Origin of the sequence: Streptomyces pyxinae (genome assembly GCF_024756275.1) — a bacterium.
In the GTDB taxonomy this organism is placed as follows: Bacteria; Actinomycetota; Actinomycetes; order Streptomycetales; family Streptomycetaceae; genus Streptomyces; species Streptomyces pyxinae.
The window spans coordinates 327,131-341,203 of sequence record NZ_JANUGQ010000002.1 but is presented as its reverse complement, the minus strand read 5'-3'; the positions used below and the strand labels follow the sequence as shown (position 1 = coordinate 341,203).

15 protein-coding genes are annotated in these 14,073 nt (G+C 73.7%); 5 read left to right on the top strand and 10 right to left on the bottom strand.

Translation table 11 applies throughout. From position 1 onward, the window contains the following. Positions 1–16 precede the first annotated feature (16 nt). Entirely contained in the window at positions 17–601 is a 585-nt protein-coding gene (locus tag NX801_RS04385; protein ID WP_258785564.1) for a carbonic anhydrase, read from the bottom strand. A 555-nt stretch (positions 602–1,156) separates the two neighbouring features. Between NX801_RS04385 and NX801_RS04380 the strand changes: the two genes are divergently transcribed. Continuing rightward, entirely contained in the window at positions 1,157–1,582 is a 426-nt protein-coding gene (locus tag NX801_RS04380; protein ID WP_258785563.1) for a subtilase-type protease inhibitor, read from the top strand. A 241-nt stretch (positions 1,583–1,823) separates the two neighbouring features. Here NX801_RS04380 and NX801_RS04375 read toward each other — a convergent pair whose 3' ends face one another. The 4 genes from NX801_RS04375 to NX801_RS04360 all read right to left on the bottom strand — a co-directional run bounded on the left by NX801_RS04375 (position 1,824) and on the right by NX801_RS04360 (position 4,875). Then, positions 1,824–2,795: a PRC and DUF2382 domain-containing protein gene (locus tag NX801_RS04375; protein ID WP_258785562.1), complete on the bottom strand. Its 972-nt coding sequence runs from the start codon at positions 2,793–2,795 to the stop codon at positions 1,824–1,826. 64 nt (positions 2,796–2,859) lie between these two features. Then, the gene (locus NX801_RS04370) at positions 2,860–3,324 is read right to left on the bottom strand and encodes an SRPBCC family protein (protein ID WP_258785561.1); all 465 of its coding nucleotides are present in this window, start codon (positions 3,322–3,324) and stop codon (positions 2,860–2,862) included. Between the two features lie 156 nt (positions 3,325–3,480). After that, positions 3,481–4,032: an AAA family ATPase gene (locus NX801_RS04365; protein WP_258785560.1), complete on the bottom strand. Its 552-nt coding sequence runs from the start codon at positions 4,030–4,032 to the stop codon at positions 3,481–3,483. 186 nt (positions 4,033–4,218) lie between these two features. Further along, positions 4,219–4,875: a heme oxygenase-like domain-containing protein gene (locus NX801_RS04360; protein ID WP_258785559.1), complete on the bottom strand. Its 657-nt coding sequence runs from the start codon at positions 4,873–4,875 to the stop codon at positions 4,219–4,221. Between the two features lie 467 nt (positions 4,876–5,342). On the opposite strand from NX801_RS04360, the gene NX801_RS04355 reads away from it, so the two are divergent. Together NX801_RS04355 and NX801_RS04350 are read left to right on the top strand one after the other, a co-directional pair. Then, on the top strand, positions 5,343–6,314 hold the full coding sequence (locus tag NX801_RS04355; protein ID WP_258785558.1) for an LLM class F420-dependent oxidoreductase: 972 nt from the start codon (positions 5,343–5,345) through the stop codon (positions 6,312–6,314). Between the two features lie 4 nt (positions 6,315–6,318). Continuing rightward, positions 6,319–6,921, top strand: a complete 603-nt coding sequence (locus NX801_RS04350; RefSeq protein WP_309505779.1) for a cysteine hydrolase family protein — start codon at positions 6,319–6,321, stop codon at positions 6,919–6,921. Positions 6,922–7,338: 417 nt separating this feature from the next. Here the strand turns inward: NX801_RS04350 and NX801_RS04345 are convergent, their stop codons facing one another. Continuing rightward, positions 7,339–7,725 carry a hypothetical protein gene (locus tag NX801_RS04345; RefSeq protein ID WP_258785557.1) on the bottom strand — a complete coding sequence of 129 codons (387 nt, stop codon included), beginning with the start codon at positions 7,723–7,725 and terminating at the stop codon, positions 7,339–7,341. 232 nt (positions 7,726–7,957) lie between these two features. Next, the gene (locus NX801_RS04340; RefSeq protein ID WP_258785556.1) at positions 7,958–8,638 is read right to left on the bottom strand and encodes an HAD family hydrolase; all 681 of its coding nucleotides are present in this window, start codon (positions 8,636–8,638) and stop codon (positions 7,958–7,960) included. 348 nt (positions 8,639–8,986) lie between these two features. Between NX801_RS04340 and NX801_RS04335 the strand changes: the two genes are divergently transcribed. Further along, entirely contained in the window at positions 8,987–9,538 is a 552-nt protein-coding gene (locus NX801_RS04335; RefSeq protein ID WP_258785555.1) for a DUF6328 family protein, read from the top strand. 27 nt (positions 9,539–9,565) lie between these two features. On the opposite strand, the gene NX801_RS04330 is transcribed toward NX801_RS04335, so the two are convergent. From NX801_RS04330 to NX801_RS04320, 3 genes are all read right to left on the bottom strand, one after another. After that, on the bottom strand, positions 9,566–11,206 hold the full coding sequence (locus tag NX801_RS04330) for an ATP-dependent DNA ligase (protein ID WP_258785554.1): 1,641 nt from the start codon (positions 11,204–11,206) through the stop codon (positions 9,566–9,568). A gap of 58 nt (positions 11,207–11,264) precedes the next feature. Further along, on the bottom strand, positions 11,265–11,678 hold the full coding sequence (locus NX801_RS04325; RefSeq protein WP_258785553.1) for a roadblock/LC7 domain-containing protein: 414 nt from the start codon (positions 11,676–11,678) through the stop codon (positions 11,265–11,267). A 393-nt stretch (positions 11,679–12,071) separates the two neighbouring features. Next, complete coding sequence (locus tag NX801_RS04320; RefSeq protein WP_258785552.1) at positions 12,072–12,467, bottom strand: hypothetical protein; 396 nt, start codon at positions 12,465–12,467, stop codon at positions 12,072–12,074. Between the two features lie 397 nt (positions 12,468–12,864). Between NX801_RS04320 and NX801_RS04315 the strand changes: the two genes are divergently transcribed. Continuing rightward, a complete protein-coding gene (locus tag NX801_RS04315; protein WP_258785665.1) occupies positions 12,865–14,073 on the top strand; it encodes a PP2C family protein-serine/threonine phosphatase in 1,209 nt (402 codons plus the stop codon).

Sequence of the window (14,073 nt, the reverse complement as noted above, 5' to 3'; positions counted from 1 at the left end):
ACGGGGCGCGCCCGCCTCAGAGCGGTCCGAACTCGCCCACTGTTTCCGGCAGATGGGTGGTGACCAGCCCGGTGTCCACCTCGTAGTACCAGGCGTGCAGGGCCAGATCGCCGCGCTCCAGCCGCTCCCGCACGGCGGGATAGCCGCGCAGGGCGGCCAACTGGGCCACCGCGTGGGAGCGCACCGCGTGGGCGAGGTCGTCCGTTCGCGGAAGCGCCGTCACCGAGTGGCTGAGCCAGCCGTGCACGGCCGGTGCCGCGGAGAGGTCGTCACCTCGTACCAGCGCGCCCACCGCCCCGCAGTGGGAGTGGCCGCACACCACCACGTCCCGGACACCGAGCACGCGCAGCGCGTACTCGACGGTGGCCGCCTCGCCGCTCGGCCGGCCGGTGTCATAGGGCGGAACGATGTTGCCCGCGGTGCGGAGTTCGAAGAGTTCACCCGGACGAGCGCCGGTGATCAGGGAGGGGATCACCCGCGAGTCGGAGCAGGTGATGAAGAGGGCCTCGGGGGCCTGTCCGGCGGCGAGTTCCCGGAACTCGTCGGACCGCCGGGCGACGGTGTGGGGAAACGTACGGGCGTGGTCGATGAGTGACTGCATGATGGCCTGCCTCCTGCTGCTCCCGGCCGGGGGCCGGGGCGCGGTGTGGTCGGGTCAGTGGGGGCCTGCGGGATCGCCGCAGAAGCGCCGGGACACACCACACCCGGGGAGGCGGGGTGGTGCCGCTCCGATGATGGTGCACCGGGGCTGCCCCAACTTTGCCCGCACATTACCTTCCCGTGAAAGGTGCCGACCACCACCTTCGCCGGCGGGGGCCGGGTCTTCGCCGCTCACGGGAGACTCATCCGCCCCACAGGGGGCGGGAGTGTCGTGTTACCGCCGCGTTTCGGCCGTGTTGCACGTCACAGACCCTCACTATCCGAGCAGTCGTACGGATTTGAACTTCCCTTGACCACCCGGTCACCCCTGGTGGCTCCGGGAACGGCATATTCGCGGCGTACCGGCGACCGCTATTTCACGTCACTGCTTGAATAGCAGACAAAACTGAAAAGAGTTGCTGAATGTGCATCAACAGCGAGGGTGCGGCAGTGTGTTCCCCGTCCGCACGAACACACAAACCGAAAAGAGAAGAGGTCCACTGCAATGCGGAAGACCATGACGCGCACGGCCGTCTGCGCACTCGCCGCCGCCGGTGCTCTGGCCACCGCCGTCGCCCCCGCGACGGCGGCCCCCGCCCCGCGGACAGAATCGCTCTACGCCCCCTCGGCGCTGGTGCTCACGGTGGCCCGCGGCGAGACCGCCGCCGCCGCGACGCCGCTGCGCGCGGTCACCCTCGTCTGCTCCCCCGGCGCCGGCGGCAGCCACCCGGACCCGAAGGCCGCGTGCGCGGAACTCAAGGCCGTGGACGGTGAGTTCCGTGCCCTCGGCGACCAGAACAACGGCCGCCCGTGTGTCAAGATCTACGACCCGGTGGTCGTGACGGCACAGGGCGTATGGGACGGTCGCCGGGTCCAGTTCGAGCGGACCTTCTCCAACTCCTGCGTGATGCAGGCGGAGGGGACGAGCGTCTACTCCTTCTGAGGCCGCACGCCCCGGGGACGGCCGCGCTCCGTACCGCTGTCGTCCCCGCCGGGCCGGTACGGCCGGGCACCGCGCCACCGGGGCGCCGGCCCGTCCGCCGGCGCCCCTCCCCCGGCCCGCCGGCCCCGCCGGCTCGGCCGGCGGGGCCGTCCGGCCGAATCGGCGGCCGTCCGGGGCAGCGGCCGTACGGTGCCCGCCCGGGCGGGCGTCCGGCCTCCGGCGCGCCGCCCCCGGCCGCCGGTCAGCGGCCGAAGCCCCCGCGGCGACCGCCCCGCTCGTCGGTGTCGTCGGTGTCGTCGGCGGCGGCGTTCTCGGCCGCGTCCGCCATGTCCGCCTCGATACGCTCCTTGCGCACCTGTCCCCGGACCGTCTCCTCGTCCGTGTACTCGTCCGTCTCCAGGCGCACCCGCTCCACCGGGACGGCCTCGGTTTCCATGACCGGGCGCTCCTCGTGCAGGGTCACCTCGTGCTCGGCCTCGGTGATCTCCGGGCCGGAGAGGGCGGCGTCCCGGTTGGCCTCGGTGATGGGCTCGCGCTCGACGCGCACCTCCTCGTGGCGCACCGGCACGGTCTGCTGGACCTCCTCGGTCACCACGTACTTGCGCAGCCGGGCACGCCCGGTCGCACGGCGCTCGACGCCGATGTGCAGCTGCTCCTCGGAGCGGGTCATCGCCTCGTCGCCGGTGCCTCCGGGCGCCGTCCCCGGGTGTCCGGCGCCGGTGGCCCCCGCGTACCCGGCGGTCGCGGTGTCGTCGTATGTCGCGGTGTCGTCGTATGCGGCGCGCTCACCCGCGTAGTCGGCCGCGTAGCCGGTGTCCTCGGCGTACCCGGCTCGCTCGTCCGCGTACCCGGTGGTCTCCTCGCCGCGGCCGGCGGTCCGCTGCCGGGACTCGTCCCAGCCGATGCCGTAGTAGTCGTACAGCCGGCGCTCCTCCACGGCGGACAGATGACCGCCCGCGTCGACATCGACGTGCGGGGCGTCCTTCACCTTGCCCTTGGGGTACGGCACCTCCAGGTGGTCCTCGATCAGGATGGCCTCCCGGATCGGGATGAAGGACTCGCTGCTGCCGAAGAGGCCGGTCTTGACGCTGACCCAGTCCGGTTCCCCCGTCACGTCGTCGACGAAGACATGCTTGGCGTCACCGATCTTGTTGCCCTCGGCGTCGTACACCGCGTGGTCGAGCACGGTGGGGATCTGCTGGTGGCTGATCATCTGTCCTCCCGGGTGTGGGGCGGTGCTCCGGTGACGGGTCACCACCCGGGAGGGGGTAAAACACTTATTTCGCCCGGACTCGCGCGTTACCCCGGGTGGCCTCCCGTTCCACGACCTCGGCGAGGCGCCTGAGCATCGCCCGGTGGCGGAGTTGCAGCAGGGCGTCGGCGGCCGTGTTGTGCAGCAGCCCGCCAGGCCCGCGCAACGGGTGCTCGTCCACGACGACGAGCGTCGCGTCGCCCCAGGGGCGCAGTTCGAAGGCGATCCGCGCGGTGCCCAGTGGCCCGCTCTTGGCCTCCAGCTCCAGCCGCCGGCCGGGCTCCACCAGACGTACCACCGTCTCCCCCTCCCCCGTCCAGGGGCCGACGCTCACCGTGTAGGCGAGGGCGGAGCCCTCCTGCGGCCACCGGTCGTCCTTCTGGCGGGAGGACGAGGTGCCGACCACCCAGTCCGCGTACCGCGACCCGTCCGCGAGGACGGCCCAGACCGCCTCCGGGGGCCGCTCGATCAGCCGGTGCCGTACAGCCATGGATGTCCTCCCGGTTCGCCGGTGGTCAGGGGCCCGCTCCGGCCACGGTCGCGCCCGGCCGTCCCCGGGCGCCCGCCGGCCGGGCTTCCGGCGGGTACCCACACCCTCCCGGACCAACCGGAACACCCGGCCGGACGGGGTCAGGGCCGGACGGGGTCAGCCCCGGTGGAGGCCGGTCAGCGACAGGATCGCGTCCACCGTCTCGGGCACGCTCAGTTCCGCGCTGTCCAGCCAGCGGCCCTCGCCGCCGAGTTCGGCGCGCATCGCCCCGTCCAGAAAGGACCAGTCGGTGGCCAGCCGCTTGTCCCGGGCCAGGTTCCGCCGCCTGGCCACCTCGGGGCCGGGCGCGAGGAAGACGGTGCGGACCGTGAGGCCCGCCAGGGCTTCCCGGTAGCAGGCGAGGTGGGACCGGCGTACCACCACGTCGTCGACGACCGCGGTGAACCCGGCGCGGGCGAAACTGCCGGCCAGCAGGCAGGCGTTACGGGCGCGGAGGAAGATCTGCCGGTCGGCCTCCTCGTCGGGCTCCGGCGCGGGCCACCGGCCACCGCTGACGATCATGCCCTGGAGGGCGTCGACCTCGATGTGCGCGGCGGCCGGCAGCCGGGCCGCGAGCGCCGCGGCCACCGTGGTCTTCCCACTGCCGGGCACCCCGCTCAGCAGGACGACACCCGCCGCTTCCGTCCGGTTGACGGGCACCCGCTCCATGCCGCCTCCCCTCCCGCCGTCCCACCGCCCTCGCCCCTGCGGCCGGCCGTACACGGCCGGGTGCTCCCTCCCGTACGGACCCTCCCTCCCGCGCGGGCCCGGGACGAGCCCGAGGCGGGCCCGGCCGCGACGATAACGCCGGGACCGCCGCAGCGGCGGAGGTCGGGGCGGGTGGCCCGGAGGTCATTACGTGGCGAGGGTGTCCCAGAACATCAGCTCATAGGTCTGGAGCAGCCGTCCGTACCGGTGGCCGGCGGCCGTGAGGAGCCCGCGGTCCAGTCCCTCCTGCACGGCGGCCACCGCCAGTTCCTCCAGGGCGGGCGCGGGCAGGGCGAAGAAGTCGAAGAAGCCGCACTCCTCGTCGGCGAAGCCGTAGCGGGCGCGCATCGCGGAGGCGATGGTGGCGCAGTAGCCGCCCCAGGCGGAGAAGTTGGCGAAGACGGCGAGGGCCACGTCGGCGGGCTCGCCGTTGAGGGCCAGCCAGGCGACGTACGCGGGGTAGGTCTGGCAGCCGGCCCGGGGCTCGTACGCCTCGGCGGCCGCCTCGTCCAGTCCGCAGCCGGCGAGCAGGGCGCCGAGCCGGCGGAACGCGACGTCCTCTCCCTCCGCCAGCGTGCCGAAGAGTTCGGCCGCGCGCGGATGCCCGGCGGAGCGGTCGGCCAGGTAGCCGAAGGAGCGCCGGTCGGAGGGGATGATGTGCCGCTGCTCCAGGGCGAGCGCGCCGATGACCTTCCGGCTCGCCGTGCCCGCCGCGAGCGAGGCCACCAGCGGATTGGCCCCCTGGCGCGGCGCGAGCTCCGCCGCCGCGGACTTCAACACGTCGCCGGCCTGCCGCGTGGTCATCACCGCACTCCTTCGGCTCCTCGGGACGCCCTGGGCCCAGGGTCGCACGCCCGCCCGGCGGGGACATCCGGCGGGGACATGCCATGGCCAGGGCGCCGCACACCGGCCGGGCCCGGCCGCGCGCCCCGGCCGCCCGGGTGCCGGGAACCGCGGCGGACGCGAAAGAGCCCCGGCCGGACGGGGGGACTCCGGCCGGGGCGGTTCGCCGGACCGCGCGGGGCCCCGGACGAGGGCGCGCGCGCCACAGGGGTTTCGGCCGGACGTCCGTCCCCCCGGGCGGTGCGCGCGGCCCGGGCGCCGGGGCCGCTCCCCCTCGGTCAACGGGCACGGCGCCCCGGGTTCCCGGACCGGCCGGAACGCCGCTGTACGGCGCCCGCCCCGGCCCCGGGCCGTGGGACGTGGCCGGCCGGCGCCGAGGAGCCCCCCGAGGGTGTTTCTCGTCCCCTTCCGGGGAAACCCGCGTCGTCATGGTGCAAATCGGATACACGATGATGACCGAGCAAGCGGGTCCCCGGGACCTGGTCGACCACCTCGTGCGGGCGGAGGCGGCGGGTTTCGACTTCTCCGTCACCTCCGACCACTACTTCCCGTGGCTCCGTTCCCAGGGACACTCGCCCTACGCGTGGGCGGTCCTGGGCGCGGCCGCTCAGGCCACCTCCCGCATCCCGCTGATGACCTATGTGACCTGCCCGACCTTCCGGTACCACCCGGCGGTGATCGCGCAGAAGGCCGCGACGTTGCAGTTGCTGTCGGAGGGCCGCTTCCGGCTGGGTCTCGGTTCCGGCGAGAACCTCAACGAACACGTGGTGGGCGGTGGCTGGCCCTCCGTCGACGTGCGGCACGAGATGCTGGAGGAGGCCGTGGAGATCATCCGCGCCCTGTTCCGGGGCGGCCACGTCAACCACCGGGGCACCCACTTCGACGTGGAGTCCGCGAAGCTCTGGGACCTGCCGGACGAGCCGCCGCCGATCGGCGTAGCCGTCTCGGGCGAGCGGTCCTGCGAACTGGCCGGCCGGCTGGCCGACCTGGTCATCGCGACGGAGCCGAAGCGGGAGCTGGTGGAGTCGTTCGACCGGCACGGCGGACAGGGCAAGCCACGGGTGGGGCAGCTGCCGATCTCGTACGACCCGGACAAGGACACCGCGATCGCGCGCGCCCATGACCAGTTCCGCTGGTTCGGCGGCGGCTGGAAGGTCAACTCCGAGCTGCCGCACCCGGACTCCTTCGCCGGAGCCACCCAGTTCGTCACACCGGACGACGTGGCCGCCGCCATCCCCTGCGGTAGCGACCCGGACGACTTCGTCGCCGCGGTGAAGCCGTACGCCGACGCCGGATTCACCGAGGTCGCCGTGGTCCAGATCGGTGGCGAGACCCAGCCGGCGTTTCTGGAGTGGTCGGAGAAGACCCTGCTGCCCGCGCTGCGTGACGCCCTGGGGTGACCCCGTGAGCGACGACCGGGTGGTCCGGCGCGGGAAGACCGCCGTGATCGTGATCGACATGGTCAACACCTATGATCACCCGGACGCGGAGCGGCTCCTGCCGTCCGTGCGCGAGGCGCTTCCCGTGCTGGTGGAGCTGCTGCACCGGGCGCGGGAGTGCCGGGTCCCGGTCATCTACGTGAACGACAACTTCGGGGAGTGGCGCTCCCACCACGGTGAGCTGGTGGACGCGGCGCTCGACGGGCCGCACGCGGACCTGGTGGAGCCGATCCGGCCGGACGGCTCCTCGCTGTTCGTGGTGAAGGCCCGGCACTCGATCTTCTACGAGACACCACTCGCGTATCTCCTGCGGCAGCTCGGAGTGGACCAGGTGGTGCTGTGCGGTCAGGTGACCGAACAGTGCGTGCTGTACTCGGCCCTGGACGCCCACATCCGGCATCTGTCCGTCACGGTGCCGACCGACGCGGTGGCCCACATCGACGGCTCGCTGGCCGACGCCGCGCTGGAGATGATGCGGCGCAACATGGGGGCGCGGACCGTACGGGCGAAAGAAATCGCATTCGACACCGGTCCCGGGCGGGAGGCGCCCGGCGCGATGAGGAATTGACAGCGCGGCCGGTGGCGGTATTGCGCGACGGGAACCGGGAGGGGCCCGAAGCGGGCGTTCCGCCGGCTCGGCCCGCCGGTTTTTCACCGGACGGCCTCTTTACCGTGCGCTGTTCCCTGTTGTTGTCAGCTGTTGTCGGGGTGGTCGTCCGGATGTCATTCTTCCCGGCGCCGTTCCGCCCGGGTTCACCGTCCCGTCCCCGGAGGATCCGGTGCCGTCGGCCGGCGGAAGCACTCCGACCGCGGCCGGGCGGTTCCCCTGGGGTCTCTTTTCCCTCCCGTTTACCCGGCGGACCGATGCCCGCCGGACGTCGGGAAACAGGCCGGAATTTGGCCGAAACACTGCGCTTCGGCGTATCGGAGCAGCCCGGAGCGCCCCGTCCCACCTCCACGACGGGGCGCTCCGGACGGTCCGCGCCTAGGCGCCGGCCAGCAGCAGCCGGGTCTCCTTCTCGTGCTCGCCGGCCACGTCTTCCGAGGAACGCACGTCGAACACCCGGGCGAGCGCCTGCTCCACCGCGTCCACGGCCTGCTGACCGCCGGTCAGCAGGGCGGCCACCTCGCCGCCGAGGCGCGGGCGTCCGGTGGGCTCCCCGGACCGGGCCGAGGTGCTGTCGAACGTCGCCGTCCACACGGTCGGCTCCGGAGCGTCGCCGTGCTCCGGGCCGGGCGCACCGGAGTCACACGCACTGAAGACCTGCTCCAGCGCGCCGAAGACGGCCCTCGCCTCCTCGCGTCCGCACTCGCTGAGCTGCACGGTGACATCGCACTCCGAGACGCGATCGGTCGTTGCCTTGTTCTCCACGTCGCTCCACTCCTCGCTGGGTCCGGTTGACCCGTACTGCCACGAATACCTCGCCGTCCGGCCCCCAATCACGTCCGCCGGCACCGCCCTCCCGGGGCGGAGGCCCGGTGCCGGGCGGGAAGGCCGGGGTGCGGAAGGGTGGCCGGAGGCCTGCCCGCGCGTCAGGACGGCGGTCTGTCGGTGGGCGGGCCGGACCGCCCGCGCGGAGGCAGGCGGTCCTGCCGCTTCGGGCTCAATGCCCGGAGGCGCCCGCGGAACGGCCGAGCGGGCTGCCGTCCAGGCGTGCCAGCAGGTCGGCGGGGTCGTCGTACACCACGGAGGCCCCCGCCGCCGTCAGATCGGCCCGGGGGATGCCGCCGCAGAGCAGCCCCACACAGGTGACACCGGCTCGGGACCCCGCCCGCATGTCCCACACCGTGTCCCCGACGAACACGGCGTTCTCCGGCCGCGCCCCGGCGATCTCCAGAGCCCGGTGAACCGGTTCCGGTGCCGGTTTGCCCGCCGCCACGTCGTCGGCGCTCGCGGTGCCGCCGATGGCGTCGTCCGCGTCGATCGCCCGGCGCAGCGCGGCCAGCTCCGAGCCCCCGGCCGAGGTGGCGAGGACGACGGACCAGCCGTCGCCGGCCAGGGCGCGCAGCAGCCGTCCGGCGTCCCGGAAGGCGGGCAGCCGGTCGAAGTACGTGGCGTAGAGCGTCTTGTGGGCGGCGCTGATGGCCTCGTCCCGGTCCGGATCACGGTCCGTGCCGAGCAGATGCGCCACCAGATCCGTCGAGCCCAGGCCGACGGCCCGGTGGATGGCGTGCATGGGCACCTCGTGACCCGCCTGGCGGAACGCCTCCCACCAGGCGGTCACATGGAGGTGGTTGGTGTCGGCGAGAGTGCCGTCCACGTCGAAGACCGCTGCGCGGGTCATGCCGCCCTCCTCCAGGCCGGGGTGTCGGGACGGTGGGACATGCGGTGCTCCGTTCTGTTCACGGACTGTGCCGTTCCGTCCGTGGACCGTGCGTTCCGTCCGTGGACCGTGCTGTTCCGTCCGTGGACCGGTGTCCCGGACGGACGGCCCGTTGATCTGTGCGCCGCGTTCCCCGGGACCGCCCTTCGATGCGGGACTCCCGGGACTCGTGGTGCGGCGCGCCGGTCGGTGCCGGGTGCCTCGCACCACGAGTCCCGCACACTCGTGCGACTCCCGCCCGGTTGAGCGGGGCCTTTGGGGTTACACGGCAGGGGCGGAGAAGGATGGCGGAAGTGGTGGGAGGGCCGCATGCTGGGACAGGACCGCGAGAACGCGCGTTCGGAGGCGGACAGACCGGGGAAGTCCGGTCGGGAGCACGACGGGCCGGTGGAGCGAGGACGGAACGAGACGGCCGAGGAGCGGGCCGACCGGCGCTGGACCGAACTGATCCAGGAGATCCGGGTCGCCCAGACCGGTGTACAGATCCTCTTCGGCTTTCTGCTCACCGTCGTCTTCACCCCGTCCTTCGGGGACCTGTCGGACATCGACCGGAACGTCTACATCGCCACGGTGGCCCTGGGTGCGACCGCCACGGGCGCGCTGATAGGGCCGGTCTCCTTCCACCGGATCGTCTCCGGCCGGCGGATCAAGCCGCAGGCCGTGGTGTGGGCCTCCCGGCTGATGTTCACCGGCCTCGTGCTGCTCCTGGCCACCATGGTCTCCGCGCTCTTCCTGGTGCTGCGGGTGGCCACCCATGACCACTTCGTGCCCTGGCTGGTGGGCGGGGTCCTGGCCTGGTACCTGATCTGCTGGTTCCTGCTGCCCATGTGGGCGCGACACCGCCACACCACCCAGGACTGAGCCGGGAACCGTACCGTCGCCCGCGCCTCAGTCCGGCACGGGTCCGGTTCCGGGGCCGGGGCCGGCGGGGTCCGGGCCGGCCGGGCCGGCGTCGCCCCCGGCGGGCCCGGCGGAGGCGGGTCCGGAGGAAGCGGCGGGGCCGGACTCCCGTACCCGCTCGATGGTGTCGGCCTCGGCGGCGGGCTTGTCCGGGCGGTGGCGCAGCACCCGGGCGAAGCGCAGCGCGAGGCCGCCCGGGTAGCGCGTGGACCGCTGCAGCCCGTCGTACGCGATCTCCACCACCAGCTCGGGCCGCACCCGTACGGTGAAGCCGTCGTCCGACACGGCCAGCTCCCGCAGCCGTTCGGTCTGCCACTGGAGCATGGCGTCGGTGAGGCCCTTGAAGGTCTTGCCGAGCATCACGAACGAGCCGTCCGCCGCCCGGGCGCCCAGATGCAGGTTGGAGAGGGTGCCGGTGCGGCGGCCATGACCCCACTCGGCGGCCAGGACGACCAGGTCGAGGGTGTGCACCGGCTTCACCTTGAGCCAGGACCGGCCGCGCCGTCCCGCGCTGTACGGGGCGTCGAGCGCCTTCACCAGGACGCCCTCGTGGCCGCGCGCCAGGGTGTCGGCGAAGAACCGCTCCGCCTCCGCCACCAGCTCGGGCCGGTCCGGCTCGGCGACCACGGTACGGCGCACCCGCAGGGGCTCCGGGACCAGCCGGGCGAGCGCCGCGTGCCGCTCGTGGCCGGGCCGGTCGAGCAGCGTCTCACCGCCGGCGGCCAGGAGGTCGAAGAAGACCGCCGAGACGGGCAGGGCCGCCGCCGCGGTCGCCACATCGGTACGGGAGCCCACCCGGGAGGCGATCTCCTGGAACGGCGCCGGCCGGCCCGCCCGGTCGAAGGCGATCACCTCGCCGTCCAGGACGAACCGGTCGCCGGGGAGGTCGCGGGCGGCGGCCACCACCTCGGGGAGCCGGCCGGTGATGTCGTCCAGGGAGCGGGTGTAGACCCGGAGCGTGTCGCCGGCCCGGTGCACCTGCACCCGGATGCCGTCCAGCTTCTCCTCCACCACGCAGGGGCCCACCGCGGCGACCGCCTCCGCCACGCTCCGGGCCGTATGGGCGAGCATCGGCTGCACCGGGCTGCCCACCCGGAGGGTGAAGCGTTCCAGGGCCGCGGGGCCCTCGGCGAGCAGCGCCCGGGCCACCCGGGGCAGTGAGCCCTCCAGCATCACGGCCCGCCGGACGTCGGCGGCGGGCGCGGCGGCGGCCAGGGCGACGCCCTCCAGCGCCACCGCGTCCAGGGCGCCCTGGCGGACCTCCCCGGTGAGCAGTCTGACCAGGAACCGCTGTTCGGGCGCGGTCGCCGCGGCCATCAGCTCCCGCACCAGCCGGCGGCGCTCTCCCTGGGATCCCGGGCCCGCCACCCCGGCGAGCGCGGTGAGGGCCTCGTCCGTACCGCGGACGGTCAGGGTGGCCGTCGCGGCCGGCGGGACCTCCTCGGAGAGGGTGCTCCAGCCGATCCCGATCCGCCCCTGCGGCAGCCGCCCCGCGAGGTAGGCGATGACCAGTGGAGCCTCGTCCGGCGTGGCCGCCGCGAACAGCTCGGCGAGCGCGGCGGTCTTGCGCGACCGGGCCGAGGTGGCGGCCACCTGGTGGGAGACTTCCGCGAGTCGGGCCAGCAGCATGCGGCCATGGTGCACGCCACGCGGCCCGGCCGCACACGGACGGGCCGGCGGGCGGGTGTCAGCGGTCGCTGAGCGCGTCGGTCATCGGCTGCCGGATCGCCACCGCGAGGTGCTCGCCGACCCGGTTGACGAGCAGGGTCATCTCGTAGGCGACCTGGCCGACGTCCGCCTCCGCCGCGCTCAGGACGCAGAGGCAGCTGCCCTCGCCGGCGGCGGTGACGAACAGCATGGCCCCGTCGAACTCCACCATCGTCTGGCGGGGCCGGCCCGCGCGGAAGTGCCGCCCGGCGCCCCGGGCCAGGCTGTGCAGGCCGGACGAGACCGCCGCGAGGTGCTCCGCGTCCTCCCGGGCCAGTCCGGAGCTCGCTCCGGTCACCAGGCCGTCGCTCGACAGCACCAGGGCGTGGCTTATGTGCTCGACGCGCGTGGTCAGGTCGTCCAGCAGCCAGTCGAGCCCTTTGTCCGGTGCCATGCGGTCCTCCCCCTCCATGGTTTCCCCGTCGCCCCCGTCAGTCAGCCAGCCTCGCGCACTGTCGTGAGCAGGGCAAGCGTTCCGGGCCGGGCACGGCGCCGGGCGATGCACGGTCCGGTGCGCGCCGGCCGGCCCGTGCACCCCCGTGAACGCCCCCCGGACAGCGGTGTGCGCCGCCGTGCGGACGGCGGCGCACACCCGGGGGTGTCGTGCGGGCGTCGCGAGGGGGTCGTACGGGGGTCGTACGCGTGCCTCACGGGGGGGGGCGGCCGGGCGCCGGGTGTGCCGGACCGGGGCGAGCGGTCCGGCGAGCCGCCGGGCGCCGGGAGCGGTCACCGGCTCCGGCGGGGCGGGGCACCTTATGCCGTACGGCGCGGTCGCGCGACCCGGGGGTCAGCGCACCCAGACGTCGAAGACGGGGGAAACCACCCGCTCGCCGGAGACCAGACGGAGCTTGTTCTGCCCCTTGAGGCCGAGCACCACCCGCAGGTTGTAGGTCGACTTGCGCGTCGTGTTCATGGAGGCGGGCAGCGAGACCCACCGCTTCCCCTGCTTCTGCTGGAGCGTCACCTTGCTGCCCGGGCGCAGCTGCTTGGCGGCGCCACGGATGCGGAACTGCTGCCAGGCCCGCACGCTCTTGGCGGAGACCGAGGCCGGGGCGGCCTGGGTGGACACGGGCTTCGGCAGGGTGGGCGCCGGGGAGGCGACCGCGAGGCCCGCTCCGATCGAGCCGGCGAGAACGGCGGCCGAGGTGATGCCGGCGGCCCAGGTGCGGCTGAACTGACGCATGGTTCTGTCTCCCGAGTTGGTGGGGGGAACTGCTACAGCCGCAAACCTAGACACATCACTCGATAACCTGATCATTCGACACGAGTCGGATACTCCAGCCGTGGGACGCGCCCTCCCGGGGCCGGCCGCCCGGCCCGACCGCCCGGCTCCGAAGCCGGAGGACACGGCCGCCGGGGGGCCGGGCCGCCGCTGTTCGGCTGCCGCGCACCGGGGCCCGGGCCACCGGCCGGGCCGCCGCTTCCCCGGGCCCGGGGCGCCTCCCACCTGCGCGAAGGTGTGATCACTGTGCGCCGGTCGGGTCACAGTCTCTTGGCAGTATCCTTACGTGGCGCTGCACACCAGGTGCCGTTGGACGCGATGGGAGGCTGGGGTGGAGTTGACCGCGGGAGACCGCGCGATGCTGCCGGAGCCGACGACCGTCTCTTCCATATGGGGGCACGACGTCTCGATCCTGCTGGTCGAGGACGACGCGGGCGACGCGCTCCTCTTCGAGGAAGTGCTCGCGGACAGTGATCTCAACGCCGAGCTGACCTGGTGCAAGACGCTGACCGAGGCCGAGGCGCTGCTGCGGAACCGGTCGCAGGGTGTCTGTGTCCTGCTGGACCTGCATCTTCCGGACGCCCAGGGACTCGTGGCGGTGCGGCGCGCCCTCACCTGCGCGCCGGACGCCGCGATCGTGGTGCTCACCGGGCTCGCGGAGTCCCGGTCCGGACTGGCCGCGGTCGCCGAGGGCGCCCAGGACTATCTGTCGAAGGGCCAGCTCACCGCCGAGGGGCTCTCCCGGGCGGTGCGGTACGCGCTCCAGCGCAAGCAGGTCCAGCAGGCCAATGACGCCCTGAAGGCGAGCCGGCTGCGGGCCCAGGAGAACGCCCGGCTCGAACGCGGCCTGCTGCCCGTCCCGCTGCTGCGGCGGCCGGGCTTCTCGGTGGTGGCGCGGTACGAGCCGGGCCGGGCCCACGGCATCCTGGGCGGTGACTTCTACGACGTCGTGCAGACCGAGGACGGTGCCGTGCACGCCGTGATCGGGGACGTGTCCGGGCACGGGCCGGCCGAGGCCGCGCTCGGGGTGTGCCTGCGGGTCGCGTGGCGGGCCGCGGTGCTCAGCGGGCGAACCGGTGCCGACCAGCTGCGGCTGCTGGAGGAGATCCTGGTGGCGGAGCGCGGCGGGGATCATCTCTTCGCCACTCTGACCAGCTGCGTCTTCGCCCCGGACCGCTCCTCGGTGCGGGTGGTGCGAGCCGGACACCCCGGGTTGCTGCTCCACTCGCGCGACGACGGGCGGGTGACCTGGTACGACCCGCCGGGGGGCATGGCGCTCGGCTTTCTCCCCGGGGTGGCCCGGTGGCCCGAGACCGAGCTGCCGATCATGCCGGACACCAGCGTCGTCGCCTTCACCGACGGCCTCTTCGAGGGGCGGGTGGGGCCCGGCCGCCGGCTCGGCGAGGAGGGGCTGCTGGAGATCGCCAGGAATCACGCCGGGCTGCCCGGCCAGGAATTCGTGGACCGGATGGTGGACGAGGTCGCGGCCGGTGCCGCGCCGTTCGGCGGCCTCTCCGACGACATCGCGGTCATCCATCTCAACTGGAACGGTGAACAGGAATCGTGA

Excerpts from the sequence above, each read along its gene's own strand:
- NX801_RS04325 (WP_258785553.1), bottom strand. The coding sequence starts at position 11,678 with ATGGCACCGGACAAAGGGCTCGACTGGCTGCTGGACGACCTGACCACG.
- NX801_RS04320 (WP_258785552.1), bottom strand. The coding sequence starts at position 12,467 with ATGCGTCAGTTCAGCCGCACCTGGGCCGCCGGCATCACCTCGGCCGCC.
- NX801_RS04355 (WP_258785558.1), top strand. The coding sequence starts at position 5,343 with ATGGTGCAAATCGGATACACGATGATGACCGAGCAAGCGGGTCCCCGG.
- NX801_RS04330 (WP_258785554.1), bottom strand. The coding sequence starts at position 11,206 with ATGCTGCTGGCCCGACTCGCGGAAGTCTCCCACCAGGTGGCCGCCACC.
- NX801_RS04365 (WP_258785560.1), bottom strand. The coding sequence starts at position 4,032 with ATGGAGCGGGTGCCCGTCAACCGGACGGAAGCGGCGGGTGTCGTCCTG.
- NX801_RS04385 (WP_258785564.1), bottom strand. The coding sequence starts at position 601 with ATGCAGTCACTCATCGACCACGCCCGTACGTTTCCCCACACCGTCGCC.
- NX801_RS04370 (WP_258785561.1), bottom strand. The coding sequence starts at position 3,324 with ATGGCTGTACGGCACCGGCTGATCGAGCGGCCCCCGGAGGCGGTCTGG.
- NX801_RS04380 (WP_258785563.1), top strand. The coding sequence starts at position 1,157 with ATGACGCGCACGGCCGTCTGCGCACTCGCCGCCGCCGGTGCTCTGGCC.
- NX801_RS04375 (WP_258785562.1), bottom strand. The coding sequence starts at position 2,795 with ATGATCAGCCACCAGCAGATCCCCACCGTGCTCGACCACGCGGTGTAC.
- NX801_RS04315 (WP_258785665.1), top strand. The coding sequence starts at position 12,865 with ATGCTGCCGGAGCCGACGACCGTCTCTTCCATATGGGGGCACGACGTC.
- NX801_RS04335 (WP_258785555.1), top strand. The coding sequence starts at position 8,987 with ATGCTGGGACAGGACCGCGAGAACGCGCGTTCGGAGGCGGACAGACCG.
- NX801_RS04340 (WP_258785556.1), bottom strand. The coding sequence starts at position 8,638 with ATGACCCGCGCAGCGGTCTTCGACGTGGACGGCACTCTCGCCGACACC.
- NX801_RS04360 (WP_258785559.1), bottom strand. The coding sequence starts at position 4,875 with ATGACCACGCGGCAGGCCGGCGACGTGTTGAAGTCCGCGGCGGCGGAG.